Origin of the sequence: Paraburkholderia sp. XV, assembly GCF_020177535.1 — a bacterium.
GTDB lineage: Bacteria > Pseudomonadota > Gammaproteobacteria > Burkholderiales > Burkholderiaceae > Paraburkholderia > Paraburkholderia caribensis.
Window position 1 is genome coordinate 34,750 of sequence record NZ_JAGUUD010000042.1, and the last position, 18,305, is coordinate 53,054.

General features: G+C 65.4%; 15 protein-coding genes. 5 read left to right on the forward strand and 10 right to left on the reverse strand.

Annotated features, from left to right (window positions below; translation table 11 throughout):
- Window positions 1–500: 500 nt before the first annotated feature.
- The 4 genes from glgB to KFO72_RS20465 all read right to left on the reverse strand — a co-directional run bounded on the left by glgB (window position 501) and on the right by KFO72_RS20465 (window position 10,752).
- Complete coding sequence (glgB, locus tag KFO72_RS20450) at window positions 501–2,726, reverse strand: 1,4-alpha-glucan branching protein GlgB (RefSeq protein WP_225032877.1); 2,226 nt, start codon at window positions 2,724–2,726, stop codon at window positions 501–503.
- Window positions 2,719–6,177 (reverse strand): maltose alpha-D-glucosyltransferase, encoded by a 3,459-nt coding sequence (treS, locus tag KFO72_RS20455; RefSeq protein WP_107203034.1) that lies wholly within the window; start codon window positions 6,175–6,177, stop codon window positions 2,719–2,721. The genes glgB and treS overlap by 8 nt, the downstream gene beginning before the upstream one ends.
- Window positions 6,174–9,617, reverse strand: a complete 3,444-nt coding sequence (locus tag KFO72_RS20460) for a maltotransferase domain-containing protein (RefSeq protein WP_225032878.1) — start codon at window positions 9,615–9,617, stop codon at window positions 6,174–6,176. The genes treS and KFO72_RS20460 overlap by 4 nt, the downstream gene beginning before the upstream one ends.
- Before the next feature lie 484 nt (window positions 9,618–10,101).
- Window positions 10,102–10,752 carry a DUF1345 domain-containing protein gene (locus KFO72_RS20465; RefSeq protein WP_054933471.1) on the reverse strand — a complete coding sequence of 217 codons (651 nt, stop codon included), beginning with the start codon at window positions 10,750–10,752 and terminating at the stop codon, window positions 10,102–10,104.
- Between the two features lie 311 nt (window positions 10,753–11,063).
- Between KFO72_RS20465 and KFO72_RS42110 the strand changes: the two genes are divergently transcribed.
- Window positions 11,064–11,192 carry a hypothetical protein gene (locus KFO72_RS42110; RefSeq protein WP_263627749.1) on the forward strand — a complete coding sequence of 43 codons (129 nt, stop codon included), beginning with the start codon at window positions 11,064–11,066 and terminating at the stop codon, window positions 11,190–11,192.
- 170 nt (window positions 11,193–11,362) lie between these two features.
- On the forward strand, window positions 11,363–12,100 hold the full coding sequence (locus tag KFO72_RS20470; RefSeq protein ID WP_054933472.1) for a metallophosphoesterase: 738 nt from the start codon (window positions 11,363–11,365) through the stop codon (window positions 12,098–12,100).
- Between the two features lie 33 nt (window positions 12,101–12,133).
- Here KFO72_RS20470 and KFO72_RS20475 read toward each other — a convergent pair whose 3' ends face one another.
- Both KFO72_RS20475 and KFO72_RS20480 read right to left on the reverse strand, forming a co-directional pair.
- Window positions 12,134–12,835: an RES family NAD+ phosphorylase gene (locus tag KFO72_RS20475; protein ID WP_060605026.1), complete on the reverse strand. Its 702-nt coding sequence runs from the start codon at window positions 12,833–12,835 to the stop codon at window positions 12,134–12,136.
- Window positions 12,832–13,269, reverse strand: a complete 438-nt coding sequence (locus tag KFO72_RS20480; RefSeq protein WP_007582627.1) for an antitoxin Xre/MbcA/ParS toxin-binding domain-containing protein — start codon at window positions 13,267–13,269, stop codon at window positions 12,832–12,834. The genes KFO72_RS20475 and KFO72_RS20480 overlap by 4 nt, the downstream gene beginning before the upstream one ends.
- Before the next feature lie 103 nt (window positions 13,270–13,372).
- Here KFO72_RS20480 and KFO72_RS20485 point away from each other — a divergent pair, with 103 nt between their 5' ends.
- Window positions 13,373–13,771: a hypothetical protein gene (locus KFO72_RS20485; protein WP_225032879.1), complete on the forward strand. Its 399-nt coding sequence runs from the start codon at window positions 13,373–13,375 to the stop codon at window positions 13,769–13,771.
- Between the two features lie 14 nt (window positions 13,772–13,785).
- Here KFO72_RS20485 and KFO72_RS20490 read toward each other — a convergent pair whose 3' ends face one another.
- Window positions 13,786–14,637: a LysR family transcriptional regulator gene (locus KFO72_RS20490; protein WP_225032880.1), complete on the reverse strand. Its 852-nt coding sequence runs from the start codon at window positions 14,635–14,637 to the stop codon at window positions 13,786–13,788.
- A 98-nt stretch (window positions 14,638–14,735) separates the two neighbouring features.
- Here KFO72_RS20490 and KFO72_RS20495 point away from each other — a divergent pair, with 98 nt between their 5' ends.
- Both KFO72_RS20495 and KFO72_RS20500 read left to right on the forward strand, forming a co-directional pair.
- Entirely contained in the window at window positions 14,736–15,119 is a 384-nt protein-coding gene (locus KFO72_RS20495; RefSeq protein WP_107203032.1) for a tautomerase family protein, read from the forward strand.
- A 103-nt stretch (window positions 15,120–15,222) separates the two neighbouring features.
- Window positions 15,223–16,059, forward strand: coding sequence for a TOBE domain-containing protein (locus tag KFO72_RS20500; RefSeq protein ID WP_225032881.1), 837 nt, complete (start codon window positions 15,223–15,225; stop codon window positions 16,057–16,059).
- Between the two features lie 17 nt (window positions 16,060–16,076).
- On the opposite strand, the gene KFO72_RS20505 is transcribed toward KFO72_RS20500, so the two are convergent.
- The 3 genes from KFO72_RS20505 to modA are packed head-to-tail and all read right to left on the reverse strand — an operon-like array spanning window position 16,077 to window position 18,270.
- Window positions 16,077–16,778 carry an ATP-binding cassette domain-containing protein gene (locus KFO72_RS20505; protein WP_054933477.1) on the reverse strand — a complete coding sequence of 234 codons (702 nt, stop codon included), beginning with the start codon at window positions 16,776–16,778 and terminating at the stop codon, window positions 16,077–16,079.
- 1 nt (window position 16,779) lies between these two features.
- Complete coding sequence (gene modB / locus KFO72_RS20510; RefSeq protein ID WP_225032882.1) at window positions 16,780–17,454, reverse strand: molybdate ABC transporter permease subunit; 675 nt, start codon at window positions 17,452–17,454, stop codon at window positions 16,780–16,782.
- A 36-nt stretch (window positions 17,455–17,490) separates the two neighbouring features.
- Window positions 17,491–18,270, reverse strand: a complete 780-nt coding sequence (gene modA, locus KFO72_RS20515) for a molybdate ABC transporter substrate-binding protein (RefSeq protein ID WP_225032883.1) — start codon at window positions 18,268–18,270, stop codon at window positions 17,491–17,493.
- Window positions 18,271–18,305 lie beyond the last annotated feature (35 nt).

An 18,305-nucleotide genomic window follows, 5' to 3' on the forward strand; every position in this document is an offset into this window, starting at 1 on the left:
CCACCGCCGCCCAGGTGGCAAACTGTGTGTCGGCTTCTTGTACTTCGCACGCCTCACTCCGGACCGATTGCGCATGCGCACCACCCTGTAAGAGCCCTAACGTGTACGACGCGATAACCTGCACACAGTTTGCCACCTGGGCGGCACATACCGTTCGCTGCCGCTGGCCTTTGTACGGGTGCGTGAAGCGGGTGAGGCATGTATTCGGAGCGCTGGCAACGGGCACTGACCAGGGCACGGCGGCGTGAAGCGTGGGGACGTTGGGGGCCCGTGGACAAGAACATGGGCTGACGGTGTTAGCCGCTTTCTTTTGCCTACTTTTCTTTGCGGCGGCAAAGAAAAGTAGGTGCCGCCCCGCACAGGGGCGACGCGTGAAGCGAGCTAACGTATCGCGGATGCCAGCACAAAACTCCAAAACCCGAACCCTGCAACTGCAAACACCGGAACCCTAACCCCACGGCCTCGCAGAGAAAACGCAAACCCAAACCCAGCCCCAAACCTCAATCAGCCCGAAGCACAACAGTCGCCAGCGGCGGCAGCACCAAAGAGGCCGACTGCGGCCGCCCATGCGCGGCAACGTCATCTGTATAGATGACTCCACCGTTCCCCACATTAGACCCACCATAAACCCCAGCATCGGAATTAACGATCTCAACCCACCGCCCCGCGCGGGGCATCCCAATCCGATACCCATGCCGGGGCACCGGCGTAAAGTTGCAAACCGTAATCAGCTCGCGCCCCGCGCCATCCGTGCGCCGCCAGGCAAAAACCGAATTCACGCTATCGTCGCCAATGATCCACTCGAACCCCCCCGGCTCGGTATCGAGCCGATGCAACGCCGGTTCCTCGCGATAAAGCCGGTTCAAATCCCGCACGAGCCGCTGCACCCCATGGTGCAATTCATCATCGAGAAGATGCCAATGCGGCGACCCATCGTGATCGAACTCGGCCATCTGCCCAAACTCGCCGCCCATGAACATCAGCTTCTTGCCCGGATGGGCCCACATAAACGCAAAGTACGCGCGCAGATTCGCAAACTTCTGCCAGCGGTCGCCAGGCATCTTGCCCAGCAGCGATCCCTTGCCATGCACGACCTCGTCGTGCGAAAGCGGCAGCACGAATTTCTCGGAGTACGCATACACCATCGCAAACGTCATGTTGTGGTGATGCCATCGACGGTTGATCGGGTCTTCGTGCATGTAGTGCAGCGTATCGTGCATCCACCCCATGTTCCACTTGAACTGGAAGCCGAGCCCGCCATCCTCGATGCGCGCCGTCACACCCGGCCACGCCGTCGATTCCTCGGCGATCGTGATCGCCCCATGCACGTCCGGCATGTGCTGCACTTCGTGATTCAGCCGCTTCAAAAACGCAATCGATTCGAGATTCTCACGCCCGCCATAAATATTCGGCACCCACTCGCCCGCCGCACGCGAATAGTCGCGATACAGCATCGACGCGACGGCATCCACCCGCAAGCCATCGACGTGATAGCGCTTGAGCCACGCCAGCGCCGATGCGATCAGGAACGCGCTCACCTCGTTGCGGCCGAGGTTGTAGATCATCGTGTTCCAGTCTTGGTGATAGCCCTCGCGCGGGTCGGCGTGCTCGTAAAGCGGCGTGCCGTCGAACTCGATCAGTCCGTGTGCGTCGTTCGGAAAGTGCGCGGGCACCCAGTCGAGTATCACGCCCAGCCCCGCCTCGTGCGCGCGGTTGATAAAGCCCGCGAACTGCTCCGGCGTGCCGAAGCGCGCCGACGGCGCGAACTGCGACAACGGCTGATAACCCCACGATCCACCAAACGGATGCTCGGCAATCGGCATGAACTCGATATGCGTGAAGCCCATTTCCTTCGCATAAGGAATCAGCCGGTCCGCGAGCTCGGACCAGTTCAAGCCGCGATGCCCTTCCTCCGCGACGCGCAGCCACGATTCCGCATGCACCTCGTAGATCGAGATCGCCGATTGCGCGGTCTGCTTCGACGCGCGCGTCTGCATCCAGTCGCCGTCGGTCCACGGAAAACGCTCGACAGCGTCGACGTGCGCAACGACGGACGCCGTCGCGGGCGGCTTCTCGGTCTGCATCGCGCAAGGGTCGGCCTTGAGCGGCAACGGATGGCCGTCGCGCGCCAACATCTCGTACTTGTAGCGCGTGCCCGCGCCGATGCGCGGCACGAACAGTTCCCACACGCCGGCCTGATGGCGCAGCCGCATCGGATGACGGCGGCCGTCCCATGAGTTGAAGTCGCCCACCACCGACACGCGCCGCGCATTCGGCGCCCATACGGCAAAGCGCACGCCCGGCACGCCATCCAGCGTGAACGGCCGCGAGCCGAGGCATTCGAGCACCGCGTACGGATCGCCCCACGCGACGCGCTGCAAGGGCTCGTCGCCCAGCACGGGGCCGAACGAATACGTGTCCTCGATTTCCTGAACCGTCCCATGCCAGTCGATCCGCAAGCGATACGCCACGGCTTCGCTGACGGGACCCGCGAACAGGCCGCCCGGATGCAGTTGCTCCAGTTCGCCGAGCAGCCTGCCGTCGTCGCGCGCGATCACCGACACGCGCGCCGCGTTCGGCAGCATCACGCGCACGACGGGGCCGGCGCTCGTCTGGTGCATGCCGAGTTGCGAGAACGGATCGTGATGGCGCGCATCGACGAGCGCATCCAGGTCCACGCGATGCAGACCGGCCGCCTCAAGTTGAACGTTGTAGTGCTCACTCATAATCGCCCTCTGATGCTGCGGGAGGCGCCGAGGCAGCCGCCGGCGAATGCGGCGCGGCGCCCGTGTCGCCCAGCAGGCGGCTCGTCAGCGCGGCAAGGCCGCGCACCGGCAAGCCGAGCCATGCGGGCCGGTTGGCCGCCTCGTAGCGGATTTCATAAGCGGCCTTCTCGATCAGGAACAGATCGAGCAAGGCCTGTTCGTGCTCCGGCGCGACGAGCCGTTGCGGCGCGGCTTGCGTTGCCGCGCGGTACTCGGTGAGGAACGCCTCGGCAGCGGCGGCGCGGAAGCGCTCGAACAGCGCGCGCTTGCGGTCGGCCGTCATCTGCGGCGCGGCTTCCATTGTCGATTGCGCGGCGGCGCTCGCGTACGACAGCGAACGCAGCAGCCCCGCAACGTCGCGCAACGGGCTCGACTTCGCGCGCCGCTCCTCCAGTTCGCGCGCCGGCTCGCCTTCGAAGTCGATCAGGAAGGCGTCGCCCTGCGCCACGAGCACCTGGCCCAGATGGAAGTCGCCGTGAATGCGCGTGCGCAGCGCATGCGCGTCGGGCGTCACGAGCTTCGACACCGCTTCGACCAGCTTGTCCTTGCGGTCGAGAATGCTGCGGCCGAGCAGTGCGGCATCTTCGCCCAGTTGATCGACGTTCTTCTCGAGCAGTTCGAGCGCGGTGGCAAGCAGTTTCTGCGTACCGTCGATCCACGCCTGCACCTGTTTGCTGTCGGCGGGTTCGGGATCGAATGCCGGGTTGTCCGATGGCGACGCGAGCGCGACGTGCAGCTCGCCGAGCCGCTTGCCGATGATCCCCATGTACGACGCGTAGCCTCCCGTCGCTTCTTCCTCGTTCACGCGGTCCTGGTTCGCCTGGTTCTCGTTGCTGGCGCCGTCGACGGCGAGCGCCAGTTCGTCGATCGAACGGCGCAGCGTGTCGAGCGCCCAGTTCCACGCGTCGCCCTGGTTGTCGACGAAGCCTTGCAGGATACACAGCGTATGCGGCACGTTCTCGGGATCGACGCGCACCACTTCGCCATACAGCGGCGCGGTGTTCGCGTAGCCGAGCTGCGTCAGATAGCGGCTCATTTCCGCTTCGGGGTGCACGCCCTTCAGCAGACGCCGCACGAGCTTCAGCACCACCTTGTCGGCGATCACGAGCGAACTGTTGCTCTGCTCGGCGGCGAGCCAGCGGATTTCGGGCTGGTCGCCAAGATCGAGTTCGTCGAAACGGTCGGTCGGAATGAAATGGATCGTGCTCTTTTGCACGGTCGGCACGCCGGCGCGCTCGCGCAGCTTGCGCAGCGTGCCGTATGCGAACTGCGGCAACGAGAACGCGTCCGTCAGATGGCCGACGTTGCGCCCGCGGCGCACGCGCGCCAGCGCCAGTTGCATGAAGAGCGGCGTGGTCGTGTCCGCGCCCCATGTGATGGCGAGCGGCAGCACGTAACGCTCGGTGTGGTCGCCGACATCCGCTTCGATCTCCGTGAACGCGAAGCCCGCTTCGGGGATCGTCGTGAGCGCGGCGAGGCGCACGGCATGCATCTTCTGATCCTTCGACGCAAACCATCTACGGCGTCCCAGCCACGACGGCAGCACTTCCGATTCGAGCAGCCGCACGTTCTCGGGCGTCGGACCCGCCTGGCCTTCGCGGATCACGATGGTGACGAAATCGGGCAGCGGCTCGGACGGCGCCTGGCTCCATGTCGGACGGCCGCCGCCTTCGCAAAGCAGGAACCACAGGAAGCCGTACGGCGGGAAGGTCAGCAGATACGTAAGTTGCCCGATGCGCGGGAACACCGAGTCCGCCGTCATTTCGATGGGCACCGCGCCGTTGAATTCGGACAGATCGAGTTCGACCGCCTGCGGCGCACGCGACAGATTCGCGACGCACAGAATGGGCGGCTCGCCCGGCAGTTCGCGCAGATACGCGAGAATCTTGCGGTTGCTCGGCTTCAGGAAGCGGATCGTGCCGCGTCCGAACGTGTGCTTCGAGCGGCGCGTCGCGAGCATGCGCCGTGTCCAGTTGAGCAGCGAATGCGGATCGCGGCTCTGCGCTTCGACGTTGACGGCGTCGAAGCCATACAGCGAGCCCATGACGGGCGGCAGCACCAGTTGCTCGGGATCGGCGCGCGAGAACCCGCCGTTCCGGTCGGACGACCATTGCATCGGCGTGCGCACGCCGTCGCGGTCGCCGAGGTGAATGTTGTCGCCCATGCCGAGTTCGTCGCCGTAATAGATGACGGGCGTGCCCGGCATCGACAGCAGCAGCGAATTGATCAGCTCGATGCGGCGGCGGTCGCGCTCCATCAGTGGCGCGAGGCGCCGCCGGATGCCTAGATTCAGACGTGCGCGCCGGTCGCTCGCATAGGTATTCCACAAATAATCGCGCTCGGAGTCCGTGACCATTTCGAGCGTGAGTTCATCGTGATTGCGCAGGAAGATCGCCCATTGGTTGGTCTCGGGGAGATCCGGCGTCTGCTTCATGATGTCGGTGATCGGAAAGCGGTCCTCGCTCGCAATCGACATGTAGATGCGCGGCATCAGCGGGAAGTGGAATGCCATGTGGCATTCGTCTTCGTTGCCGAAGTATTCCTGCACGTCTTCCGGCCACTGGTTCGCTTCGGCGAGCAGCATCCGGTTCGGATATTCGGCGTCGATGGTCGCGCGAATCTTCTTCAAGATTGCGTGCGTTTCGGGCAGATTCTCGTTGTTCGTGCCTTCGCGTTCGACGAGATACGGCACGGCATCCAGCCGCAACCCGTCGATCCCCAGATCGAGCCAGAAGCGCATCACCTGCAGCACTTCGCGCATCACCGAGGGATTGTCGAAGTTCAGGTCGGGCTGGTGCGAGTAGAAGCGGTGCCAGTAGTACTGGCCCGCAACGGGGTCATGGGTCCAGTTCGACGGTTCGCTGTCAATGAAAATGATGCGCGTCTGCTCGTACTTCTTGTCCGTGTCGGACCACACGTAGTAGTTGCGATGGTTCGAGCCGGGCTTCGCGCGGCGCGCGCGCTGGAACCACGGGTGCTGGTCCGACGTGTGGTTGATGACCAGCTCGGTGATCACATGCAGGCCGCGCGCGTGCGCTTCCTGGATGAAGCGCTTGACGTCGCCAATCGTGCCGTAGTCGGGATGCACGTTCTTGTAATCGGCGATGTCGTAGCCGTCGTCGCGGCGCGGCGACGGATAGAACGGCAGCAGCCAGATCGCGCTCACGCCGAGTTCCGCGATGTAGTCCAGCTTCGCGATCAGGCCCGGGAAATCGCCGACACCGTCGTTGTTCGCATCGAAGAACGACTTGATGTGCACCTGGTAGATGATCGCGTCCTTGTACCAGAGCGGATCGTCGGCGAGCGTCGACACCTTGGCGCGGCGCGACGGGCGCGGCTTCGCTGGAGCAGCCTCGGCCGTCGGGTCGGTGAAATGCTGCGACGTGCTTTCGGCGGGATCGTCACGTTTCATATCGCACCTTCATTGAATGTCGTGTCGTGAGCGGCCCGATGCGTGTCGCTCTCATCGGGAACAGCGTCGCGCGGCAGGCCGGCCGCGGGCGCGATGCGCCAGATCGCGAACGGCCGCATGCCGGGATCGAGTCGCACGTGTTGCCATCTGCCATGCCATTGAAACTGCTCGCCCGTCATCTGGTCGATCACGTCGATGGCGCCGTGATCGTGCAGGCCCCAGGCGTTGAACGTGCCCCACGACAACTCGATATCCGCGCCCTGTTCGTTGTACGGATCGAGATTGATCGCGACGACGATCACGTTGTCGCGCGCCGGCGTGGCCTTTTCGAAGAACAGGATGCTCTCGTTGTGCGCGGGCAGGAACGTCAGATTCAGATGCGAGTGCAGCGCCGGGTTCGTGCGGCGAATGCGGTTCAGCTCGGTGATTTCGCGCACGATGTTGCCGGGCCGGTTCCAGTCCCATGCGCGGATCTGATACTTCTCCGAGTCCAGATACTCTTCGCTGTTCGGCAGCGCGGCGGCTTCGCACAGTTCGAAGCCGCTATACACGCCCCACAGTCCCGACAGCATCGTCGCGAGCGCGGCGCGAATCAGAAAGCCCGGACGCCCCTGCGCCTGCAGATGACGCGGGTTGATGTCCGGCGTGTTGACGAAGAAGTTAGGCCTGAAGTATTCGCGCAGATCGGTTTGCGTCAGTTGCGTCAGATATTCGGTGAAATCGCGCTTCGATTCGCGCCATGTGAAGTACGTGTACGACTGCGAGAAGCCGAGCTTCGCGAGCCGCGCCATCACGCGCGGACGCGTGAACGCTTCGGCGAGGAAGATCACGTCGGGATGCCGCGCGCGCACGTCGTTGATCATCCATTCCCAGAACGGGAAAGGTTTCGTGTGCGGATTGTCGACGCGGAAGATGCGCACGCCTGCATCGATCCAGAACAGGATCACGTCGCGTAGCGAAATCCACAAATCGGGCTTTGCGTCGCGCGCGTAGAAGTCCGGATTCACGATGTCCTGATACTTCTTCGGCGGGTTCTCCGCGTAACGCAGCGTGCCGTCGGGACGCCACGCGAACCATGTGGGATGCTGCTTGAGCCACGGGTGATCGGGCGAGCATTGGATCGCGAAGTCGAGCGCGATTTCCAGGCCGTGATCGTGCGCGGCGGCGAGCATGCGCCTGAAATCGTCGAGCGTGCCGAGCTGCGGATGCACGGCATCGTGGCCGCCCGCTTCGCCGCCGATTGCATACGGGCTGCCCACGTCGTCCGGGCCAGGCGTCAGCGTGTTGTTGCGGCCCTTGCGGTTGGCGACGCCGATGGGGTGAATGGGCGGAAAGTACAGCACGTCGAAGCCCATGTCGCGGATGCGTGGCAGTTTGCCGATCACGTCGTCGAAGTTGCCGTGACGATGCTCGTCGTCGCTCATCGAGCGCGGAAAGATCTCGTACCAGCTGCCAAAGCGCGCACCCGCGCGTTCGGCATCGATGCGATAGACGACAGGATCGCGCGACAGCCCAGGCCGGTGACGTGCGGCGGCGAACGCGTCGGCCGTGGTCGGCGCGAGCACGATCGCGAGGCGCTCGCCCGTGTCGGCCTTCATGAACTCCTTGACGATCGCTTCGAGCTGCTGCCGCTGCGAGCCTTCGACCGTCTCCGTTTCCGCGAGCGCGAGCGCGAACAGATGCTTCGCCTCTTCGAGTTCGAGATCGACGGACTGATCGGCCTTCAGCTTCTTCTGCATGTGATCGACGAGCGACGCGAAGTCGTCGCGCCACGCAATCACCGTGTATTCGTGACGCCCGACACGCTCCAGCGCAACGCGCGCCTCCCAGATGTCGTTGCCGGCGGGCTGCGCGGGCGTCATCGGTGCTTCGTGCCAGGCGGTTTCGTCGGCGGCGCGCCAGATCACGGCTGCCGCGATCTTGTCGTGGCCTTCGGCGAACACGGCGGCGGTGATGTGCACGCGTTCGCCGACGATGCGCTTGGCGGGGAAGCGTCCGTGATCGACGGCGGGCGATACGCTTTCGATCGCGACGCGCGAGCCCGCGATCGCATCGAGCACGCTCTTGTGTCCCGAGGTCTTCGTGTTTTTCTTGTCGATGGGCGGTGCAAGCACGACGGGCTTTTCGGCGACCGCGCGGAACAGACGGCACGCGCCCGGCGCGAGCGTGAACGGGGCGAGCGGCTGCGGCGCGCCGCGCGATTCGGTGCCGAGTGGCACGAAGCGCGTGAAGTCGCCCGGCACGCCGTCGAGAAAGCGCGCGGGATCGACGCGCACGGGCGTGCCCAACTCCGGGTTGATCGCCACCATCACGGCTTCGCCCGCGTCGCGCAAATCGCGCTGATCGCCGCGCAACAGGATCGCGGCGTGCGTGTCGGGGCCGGACAGCGAACGCAGCTCGCCATTGGTTTGCAACGGCCAGGTGTCGCGCGCGATCGCGTTCGCGTGACGCACGCGCTCGGAGAGATCGAAGCGCGCCGCGCCGCGCAGGCTCGCGTAGTGGGCGGCGTCGCCGAGCGTATGCGAGATCGGCTCGGCAATGCCATATTCGAAGCCCATCGGCATCATCCAGCCGGTGCCCGTCGAAACGGCTGTCAACAATGCGCGGCGATACGCGCGCTCGACGATCGCGGCATCGTGCACATGTTCGAGGTCGGCCGCGAGCCGCGTGCCGTAAGGCGCTTCCGGAAAGGCGACGGGCGAGCCGATGCGCATCAGCAGCGCATGCTCGTCGAGCATCCACGGCGCGCGGAAGTCCCACCAGCGCGACGACGAAAACACGGCGTCGAAGCCCACGCCTTCGAGCGCGGCGACGTCCGCGCGCTCGAGGCCGGGCGTCGCGGCGAGAAAGCGCGTGGACGGATGGCGCGATGCGCGCACGGCCTCGAGCAGGCGCCGCCATGCGAAGGCGGGCACGCGGTGCGGCGAATCGAAACGGAATCCGCCGATGCCCGCATCCGCGAGCGCGTCGAGCGTCTGCGCCCACCAGCCGAGCAGCGGCGCAGCCGCGTGCTCGTCGTTGAAGTTCGCATACGCGACGTTGTCTTCGTGGCGTGCATGGCGCGGATCGAGCCGCGCTTCTTCCGGTTCGAACGGATGAAACCAGTCGCGGTGTTCACGAAACAGATTGCCGTCGGCGGCAGCGCGATCGATCACGAGATCGACCAGCAGCGTCAGGCCGTGCTGGCTCGCGGTTTCGGCCAGACGCTGCAGCACTTCATGCGCGCTCCCGGTGCCGGCGAACGCGGGATGCAGCCGCGCATGATCGCTGACGATCTGCGCGTGGCCGGCCTGTCCCGGCTGGAACAGCCCGCCGATCAGCACATGATCGAAACCGAGCGCCGCGGCATGCTCGAACTGCGCGGGCCACGCATCCAGCTGTCCGACCAGGGGAGAATGCACAAAGTAAATCCGCGGCGCATAGGCGTGAGGAGCTTCCATCGGTCGTTTCCAGATTTCGTCCTGCTGTGCGGCGTGGATGCACATGGGTGCGATCACGACCGCCTATTAGGCTTCAGAGCCGGATGCCGCGCGATGCGTCCTGCGACGGCGCGTACTGCTCAATGTAGTGCATTCATTGATCGACAGGCGGCGCGTCAGTTCAAAGAGTCTGCGACGGCGCCGCAAGTCGTCTGTCCGGGTTCAATCAACAGGCGGTGGTAGAGCAAGCGGTATGCCAGAAAGCGATACAGCAGGGTCAGGACTGAAGCGGCGAGATGCGTGCAAGGACGGCTGGTGCAGCCTGGTACGGCACGGCGAAAAAGATGCGGGCGCGGCGTCGTTCATACGAATGATGCCGCGCAACCGAAGGAAGACGTGTAATTCGGGCGCGTCGTCCGGCGGCTGTTACATGGCATGTTGCCATAGCCGCGGGCGCGGGGCTGCCGAAGGACTGCGCGCGCGATGGTTTTGCGGGCGCGGCCCGCTACGATCCGAGCAAACCCGCCGCCATGTTGATGCACAGCCCGAGCACGGCTACGTTGAAATAGAACGACAGCACCGACTGCGCGAGCGCCGCGCGGCGCACCTCGCGCGAGCGCAGCACGATGTCCGACGTCTGCGATGCGACGGCGATCGTGAAGGAGAAGTACAGGAAGTCCCAATAGTTCGGATCGAGCTTGCGGTCGGGGAACTTCAGCGCGGTTTCCTGGGTGTCGGTTGCGAAGTGCAGGCGCGCGTAGTGCAGCGTGAAGATGGTGGGTATCAGGAACCACGCGCCGATCAGCGTGATGCCCGTCACGATGTAATGCGACACGCCCGTGCTGCCTTTCGACGACGCCAGCTCCAGCACGATGGCGGCCACGCTCGCGACCGTCGCGAGACAGACGACGGCGAGCACGACCCCCGCGTTCTCGTCTTCGCGCTGCGCAATGTCGCGCACGCGATCGTGATCGGCGCGTGCCATCTCCAGCCACATCAGCGCGAGATAGGCCCACACGGCGACGTCCCACGAGACCAGCACGCGGATCATCGGGCGTATGTGCACGCCCGCGAGCAGCACGCCGACCAGCACGCCGAGCACGAGGCCCGTCATCATGCGCGGGCGGTTGCGCAATACCTGTGGATAGACGCTCATGGGCGGGTGCTCCGGGCAGCGGAGCGTGACATCCGTATGTCTCGATGCATGTTCGAAAGTGGTGGTGAAGGTTGCGGCGATTCTACCGGGGGCATGATGGTGGATGATTTGTCGAAAAAGTTGTGGGGACGTTATTGTTTTCCGCAGTTTTGCTCACTGGGCTTGCATGCGGCTTTCATTCGTTGTTTCGTTCTCGCGCGCAGCGAACGGCGAGCATGCGAGGGCGGCAACATCGCTGCCGCGCGCGGCCATCAGAGACCGCGAGACAGCGGTGCAAGACCGGTTTTCGGGCGGACGCCCGGCATGCGCGCATGGTCCGGCGCGAACCGAGCGACGCGCGGATCGCCGCCGTCGCGAACTATGTGACGAAACAGTTCGGCAATCCCCGCTCGACGCTGAGCGCGGAGCAGGTCGGCAGCCTGCGCGCCGTGCCGCAGTGAACGAACCGTGATCGAACCATGAGCGTGGCGACGGGAGCCTGCATGTTGGCGGCGCGAATGCGTATAGCTCGCAAACGGGCATGCACTGCGCACGAATCCGGCTCACGAAAGGCGTGCGAACGCGAGATGCCGCGCATACGACGCTTGCACGCTCGCACTATCATGGTGTTATGGATTCCACACTTGTCACCGTCGTCCAACATCATCCCGTCAACCGGACCGGACGCGATTTCGTCGTCGGCGATCTGCACGGTTGCGTCGACGCGCTGCGCTTCCTGTTGCGCGAGGTCGATTTCGATCCGTCGCGCGACCGGCTGTTCTCCGTCGGCGATCTCGTCGATCGCGGCTCGCAGTCGGAAGAGGCGCTGGCGCTGCTCGACAAGCCCTGGTTCCACGCGGTGCTCGGCAATCACGAGGACGCGCTCTGCGCGGTCGCTGAAGGCAAGCTGAAGAAGCAGTGGTGGTATGGAATCGGCGGGCTGTGGAGCGTGCAGGTGCCCATCGAAAGGCTGCGCGTCTATGCGCAGCGTCTGCGCACGCTGCCGCTGGTGCGCGTGATCGGCTCGGGCAGCGAGCGCTTCAACGTGCTGCATGCGGAATTTCTCGGCTCGGACGCCGAACTCGACGCCGACAATCTTTCCGAAGAAGTTCGCCAGCAACTGCTGTGGGGCCGCAGCCTGGCGATGGGCGCGGGCGATCCGATGCGCCAGCTTGGGCTGTCGCTCACCTATTGCGGCCATACGCCCGTGCGCGAAGTGCAGCAGATCGGCGCGCAGATGTTCATCGATACAGGCGCATTCGGTCCGGGCGGCAAGCTGACCATCGTCGAGGCGCGCACGACGAAGCGCTGGTCGGTGACGGTCGAACGGGCTCGTTCGGTCGGCGCTTCGGCGCTGGCATTGCCTTGAGCTTGCGTTCTGACGCGTCCGGCGCCGTAGCGTTTAGCCCACCTGATTCAGTTCGAAGACGATATCGACGGCGCTGCCGTTCCAGTTGTATTCCAGATACGCCGCGTGATGGCAGTCGCGCAGCAGCGTCGTTTTGAACGCGGCGAGGCATTCGCCGCCCGCATCCCGCACCGACGGATAGACGATGCCCGGCGCGCCCGCTGCGCGCGCCGCGCGGCCGAGCGCCTGGCCGGGCGTGTAGTCGTTCGGCGACAGCACTGAAACATCGACCGATCCGGCATCACGCAAGTCCACCACGTCGCCCTGCGCCATCACCGTGTAGAGGCGCATTTGCTGACGCATCGGCGGCTCCTGCGTGGCGGCGAGGAAGAGGCCCGAGTGATAACGCGTTTCGGCGATCGCGGTTTCGCGCGAGCGCGCGCAGTAGAACACGCCGTAGGTGCCGTCGGAGAAGCGGCTGCCTTGCGGATTCAGATGCGTGAGCGCGGCCATGATCGGCCCGTAGCCGGGACCGAAGCGCCGCTCCTCGCGCGGCACGAGATCGAGATCGCCGACTTCGGTGCGTACGCGGTCATTGGTCATGGCTTCGAGCGCGTAAAGCGCATCGAAGTCTTCCGGCGACGCGACGCGGTCGAACAGGTTGACGGCGGGAAAGCGCGTGGGGATCACGCGGAACGCAGGTGTCCAGGCGAGCGAGGCCACACGCCATTGGTCTTGCCATTGCAGTTCAGTCACGCCCAGCCGCCTCGCATTGCGTCGAGATACTGGCGCACGGCCACGAGGTCGCTGATGTTGCCCGCCAGCATGCGGTCCAGCGCGCGGCGGCCGCCGAACGGCGGCGCACTGTTGGGGCGCTTGATCCACGTGTCGGCGGCGGCAGGTTGCGGCAGCAGGATTTGCAATGCCTTGTAGATGCCGAGCAGAAGCGACAGCCGCTCCAGCGTGTCGCGGCCGAGGCGGGCCGTTTGCGGCGCGTTCTTCCATTTGAAGAAGGTGGAGCGGCCCGGCGAGCCGAGCAGGATGATCTGCTCTTCGGCGCTCAATTCCCAGTCGCGCGCGATGTTGAAGAACGCGCGCAGACCGGCGGCGGACATGTCCGCCATGGAGGGTTCGGCGGGCGGTCGTCGCAACGGGCGTTCGGCGCTCGAATAATGGGCAGCGGAAGACATGATCGGAGTCCTGAGTTGAACTTTTTATGCATATTAGTCTATATGCGGATTAATGCAAGCGCGGCTGTATAATCCGCCCTCCAGTTTTTGCACGGAGACTGCGGTGTCGCTGCGTTCGAAGGTGTGGGTGTCGGTTGGTTTGCTGTGCGTGTCGGTGGCGGCGCGCGCCGAGTACAAGGAAGTGTGGAATCCGCCTGAGGCCGCGCAGCACGCGAGGCACTCGAAGCACGTTGCCGGTGCGGGTGCATCAAAGGGCGCGCATCCGGGCAAGTCCGCGCCACATGCGAAAGTGGCGGGAAAGGCTGCCGTCCCGTCCGGGAAAACAAAAGCGACTAGCGCCGCCGTCAAAACGGCTCGCGCGCCTGCGCCGCGCGATTCATCGCAAAAGCCTGCGCCTGCAAAGCCAGTCGTGGCTGCGGCCAAGCCTCGCCAGGCCGCGCAGAGCAGTGCGCCGCAAGCCAGCGCTCAACCGCCGCGCGAACTTCCGCCGATCCTCCACTAGCGCCCGCCAGCGCCTCACTGCGCGATCAACCCGTTCGTCACGAGCCGCAACGACTCGACTGAACGCGCGTCGCGCACGCGCGAATGGAGCGTCAAACGCGATTCCGGCAGGGCCGGCAAGCCGAGCCGCGTGCCTGAATCGACCAATCCGCCTGGCGCGACACGCCTTGCCAGCGGCGACACGGCGAGCCCGGCCGCCGCCGCGGCGCCGACAGCCTGCACGCCGCCGCCGACAAACGCCTCGCGCCACGCGATCCCCGCGCCGTCCAGCGTGCGCAGCGCGACCGAGCGCACGTTGCAGGGCGCGGCCAGCAGCGCCAGCGGCAGCGGCTCGCCCGCGCGCGGCTGCCATTCGGGCGTCGCGAGCCACGACAGCGGCTCGGTGAAGAGCAACTGGCCGTCTTCACGCGGTGCGTCGTCGGGCTCCGAGCGCACGATCACGGCATCGAGCCGCCGCTCGTCGAACTGCTGCAACAGCGCGGACGACAACCCCATATGCAACTCCAGCACCAGCCCTGGATCATGCGCATTGACGCGCGCGAGCAGCGCCGCGAGGTCGGTGCCCGCCACATGCTCGCTCAAGCCCAACGAGAGCCGCCGTCTGTCGGCGGATAGCGCGCCGAGTGCGCGGTCGTGCGCGCCCAGCAGGTCGCGCGCGCCGTCGAGAAATGCCTGGCCGTGCTCCGACAGCCGCACGACGCGCGGCGTGCGTTCCAGCAAAGGCTTGCCCAGATGCGCTTCGAGCCGTTTCAGCTTCAGGCTGACGGCGGACTGCGTGGTGTCGAGGGCATCGGCGGCGCGGGTGAAGCTGCGCAGATCCGCGACCAGCACGAAGGCGCGCACAGCATCGAGATCGAGTACTTTCATTCCGATTTAAAATAGATGAAATATCCAGCTATATCTGTTCATTATGATAAGGCCGAACTAACCTGAGTGCACGTTCTGTTCATTCATAGGAGTTCGACATGCCTTTCACCCGAATCGCACTTCGTGCCGGCAAGCCTGCTGCTTACCGCCAGGCGCTGACGCAAGGCATCCAGCGCGCGCTGATTGCCGAGTTCAACGTCCCCGAAGACGACATCTTCATGGTTATCACCGAGCACGACGACAGCAACATCGTCTATGACCGCAACTATCTAGGCATCGCGCGCAGCGACGATCTCGTGCTGATCCAGCTCACCGTGACCAACAGCCGGACGCAGGAGCAGAAAAAAGCGCTCTTCAAACGCATCGCCGATAACCTCGCCGAGCATCCGGGCGTGCGGCGCGAGGACGTGTTCATCAATCTCGTCGAAGTGCTGAAGGAAAACTGGTCGTTCGGCAACGGGATCGCGCAGTACGCGCTCTGAGCGTTTGCGCCACGGCTTGCGTGCGGCTGGCGAAAGGGGCGTCGCTATAATGGATCGCACCTTCACCCGTCCTTCCGTCCTTCAGCCGACACGCACGCGCGCCATGACATCCGATAACAACAACGCTTCCCACGATGCCTTGCAATTTGGCGGCTCCGTCTGGTTTCGCTCGGGCGAGCAGGCGCTCGGCGGCACGCAGCGCATTGCACTGCTGGCGGCGATCGGCGAAACGGGCTCGATCACGGGCGCGGCCAAGGCGGTCGGCATGAGCTACAAGGCCGCGTGGGACGCCGTCGACGCGATGAACAACCTCGCGGGCGAAACGCTCGTGATCCGCTCGACGGGCGGCAAGGGCGGCGGCGGCACGACGCTCACGCCGCGCGCGCTGAGTCTGATCGAAACGTTTCGCGCGGTCGAACGCGAGCACCGGCTGTTTCTCGAACGCGCGGGCGCGGCGATCGCCGGATTCTCCGACGACTGGCGGCTGATCGGCCGCATCGGCATGAAGACGAGCGCGCGCAACCAGTGGTACGGCAAGGTCAGCGCGATCCGGCGCGGCACGGTCAACGACGAAGTTGCGCTGGCATTGCCCGGCGGCCAGTCCGTCGTCGCCGTCGTCACGCACGAAAGCACGGAGACGCTGGGGCTTGCTGTAGGCGGCGAAGCGGTGGCGCTGGTCAAGGCGTCGTCGGTGCTGCTGGTTGCCGACGACCGCACGTCGGACCGGCTGTCGACCCGCAACCGCCTGCGCGGCACGGTGTCGGCGGTGCGGCGCGGCGCGGTGAATGCCGAGGTGTCGCTGACGCTCGAGGGCGGCGCGGTCGTGACGGCCGTCGTCACGAATGAGAGCGTCGTGGAACTGGCAATCGCCGAAGGGCAGGCGCTCGTGGCCGCGTTCAAGGCGTCGAGCGTAATTCTGGGCGTGACAGCCGAGGCTTAACCGCGCGGCGCCGTCTGCTAGGACACCGTGCGGGGATAGCCCGCGAAAGGCGCATTCTCGCGCACGCTGCCGTCATAAACCTGCACGACCTGATCGCCGAATGCGGCGACATCGTCGGGATCGTGCGTGATCAGCAGCATTGGAATGTCGAGCCGCGTTTGCAGATCGGAGAGTTCGCGCCGCATGCGCGCGCGCAGCGCGTGATCGAGCGCGGAAAACGGTTCGTCGAGCAACAGCAGGCGCGGCTGCGCAACGAGCGCACGTGCCAGCGCCACGCGCTGTCTTTGCCCGCCCGAAAGCTGTGCCGGATGATGGCCGGCCACCGTTTTCAGATCGAGCGCGTCGAGCCAGTAGTCGATCTGCGGATGCGAAAAACGCCGTCCCGGATTCAGCCAGCCTGTGTGCATCCCGAAACCGATGTTCTGCCGCACGTTCAGATGCGGGAACAGCGCGTAGTCCTGAAAGAGATACGCGAGACGGCGCGCCTGCGGCTTCTGGTCGATGCCGCGCGTGCTGTCGAAGAGCGGGTCGCCGTGCAGCACGATCTGGCCTTCGTCGGGACGCAGCAGGCCGGCGATCGCCTGCAGCGTCAGGCTCTTGCCCGCGCCCGACGGGCCGAACAGCACCATGCGCTGCGCGCTCGCCGTGAACGACACATCGAGCTTGAACTGGCGTTCGGCCGTGCGCAGCGTTTTGCGGATATCGACGGTGAGCGGCATATCAGCGGGACGTCATCAGCGAGTGTTGCGGCACGAGCCTGCCCGCAAGCACGAGAATCAGGACGCAGGTGACCGAGGTCACGAGCACGAGGAAATTGGCCGTGCTGTCGTCGCCCGCCTGCACGGCGGCGTAGACGGCAACCGACAGCGTCTGCGTGCGGCCCGGCAGATTGCCCGCGATCATCAGCGTCGCGCCGAACTCGCCGAGCGCGCGCGCGAACGCGAGCAGGGCGCCCGCGAGAATGCCGCGCGACGCGAGCGGCAGCGTCACGCGGAAGAAGATCGCCGTTTCGCTGATGCCGAGTGTGCGCGCGGCGCGTTCCAGTTGCGGATCGACGGATTCGAACGCGGCTCGCGCCGACTTCAGCACGAGCGGAAACGCGACTACCATCGACGCGATCACCGCGCCTTGCCATGTGAATACCAGCTGGATATCGAAGCGGTCGAGCCACGCGCCGAACACGCCGCGCCGGCCGAGCAGCACGAGCAGGTAGTAGCCGAGCACCGTCGGCGGCATGACGAGCGGCAGCGTCAGCAGCGAATCGATCAGATCGCGCGCGCCCGACTGCCAGCGCGCCAGGCCGAAGCCGGCCGCGACGCCGAATACGATGTTCAGCGCCGTCGCCCAGCCCGCGACTTTCAGCGACAGCAGCAGTGGAATCCAGGCCTGTTCCATGATGTCAGCGTCGTGCCTGGTCTCTGGCGGCGCGGCTTAGTGCGCCGGCTTGAAGCCGTACTTCGCGAGCACGGCCTGACCTGCCGGCGACAGCACGAAGGTGATGAACGACTGCGCGTCGGCGGCGTGCTTGCTGCCTTCGACCTGCGCGATCGGATAGGTAATCGGCGTCGCGGTCGGCACGGTCAGCGCGACCTTCACCTTGTCGGGCATGACGGCGGCGTCGGTGCCGAACACGAAGCCGGCGTCGACTTCGCCGCGCGACACGTAATCGAGGCTTTGCCGCACGTTCGACGCCAGCACGCCCTTCGCGCTGACGGCGTCCCACACGCCCGCCGCCTTCAGCGCGCCTTCCGTGTAGCGGCCGACAGGCACGGATGCCGGATCGCCGTATGAAACGCGCTTCACGCTCGCCGTCGTCAGCTCGTTCAGGTTCGACGGCGCGAGCTTGCTGTCCGTCGGCACGATCAGCACGAGCGAGTTCGCGGCGAAATCCTTGCGCGTTGACGGCACGATCGCCTTTTGCCCGGCGGCCTTGTCCATCGCTTTCTGGTCGGCGGACGCGAACACGTCGGCGGGCGCGCCCTTCACGATCTGCTGCATCAGCACGTCGGAGGCGCCGAAATTGAACAGCAGCTTCGTGCCGGGATGCGCCTTCTCATACGCGTCGCCGACGGCCTTGAAGGCATTCGTCAGGCTCGCGGCCGCGGACACGACGAGTTCGTCAGCGCGGGCCTGCGCGGCGAAGGCAAACGAAATCGCGCTCGCGGCGAGCAGGGCAGGTTTCAGAAAGCGGATCATGCGCGGCAAGGACATGGGCAGATGGCGCCGGTTCGACCGGGGCGGGTTGA

Coding starts and splice junctions, on each gene's coding strand:
- glgB (WP_225032877.1), bottom strand. CDS start 2,726: ATGAGTGAGCACTACAACGTTCAACTTGAGGCGGCCGGTCTGCATCGC.
- treS (WP_107203034.1), bottom strand. CDS start 6,177: ATGAAACGTGACGATCCCGCCGAAAGCACGTCGCAGCATTTCACCGAC.
- KFO72_RS20460 (WP_225032878.1), bottom strand. CDS start 9,617: ATGGAAGCTCCTCACGCCTATGCGCCGCGGATTTACTTTGTGCATTCT.
- KFO72_RS20465 (WP_054933471.1), bottom strand. CDS start 10,752: ATGAGCGTCTATCCACAGGTATTGCGCAACCGCCCGCGCATGATGACG.
- KFO72_RS42110 (WP_263627749.1), top strand. CDS start 11,064: ATGGTCCGGCGCGAACCGAGCGACGCGCGGATCGCCGCCGTCGCGAAC.
- KFO72_RS20470 (WP_054933472.1), top strand. CDS start 11,363: ATGGATTCCACACTTGTCACCGTCGTCCAACATCATCCCGTCAACCGG.
- KFO72_RS20480 (WP_007582627.1), bottom strand. CDS start 13,269: ATGTCTTCCGCTGCCCATTATTCGAGCGCCGAACGCCCGTTGCGACGA.
- KFO72_RS20490 (WP_225032880.1), bottom strand. CDS start 14,637: ATGAAAGTACTCGATCTCGATGCTGTGCGCGCCTTCGTGCTGGTCGCG.
- KFO72_RS20495 (WP_107203032.1), top strand. CDS start 14,736: ATGCCTTTCACCCGAATCGCACTTCGTGCCGGCAAGCCTGCTGCTTAC.
- KFO72_RS20500 (WP_225032881.1), top strand. CDS start 15,223: ATGACATCCGATAACAACAACGCTTCCCACGATGCCTTGCAATTTGGC.
- KFO72_RS20505 (WP_054933477.1), bottom strand. CDS start 16,778: ATGCCGCTCACCGTCGATATCCGCAAAACGCTGCGCACGGCCGAACGC.
- modB (WP_225032882.1), bottom strand. CDS start 17,454: ATGGAACAGGCCTGGATTCCACTGCTGCTGTCGCTGAAAGTCGCGGGC.
- modA (WP_225032883.1), bottom strand. CDS start 18,270: ATGTCCTTGCCGCGCATGATCCGCTTTCTGAAACCTGCCCTGCTCGCC.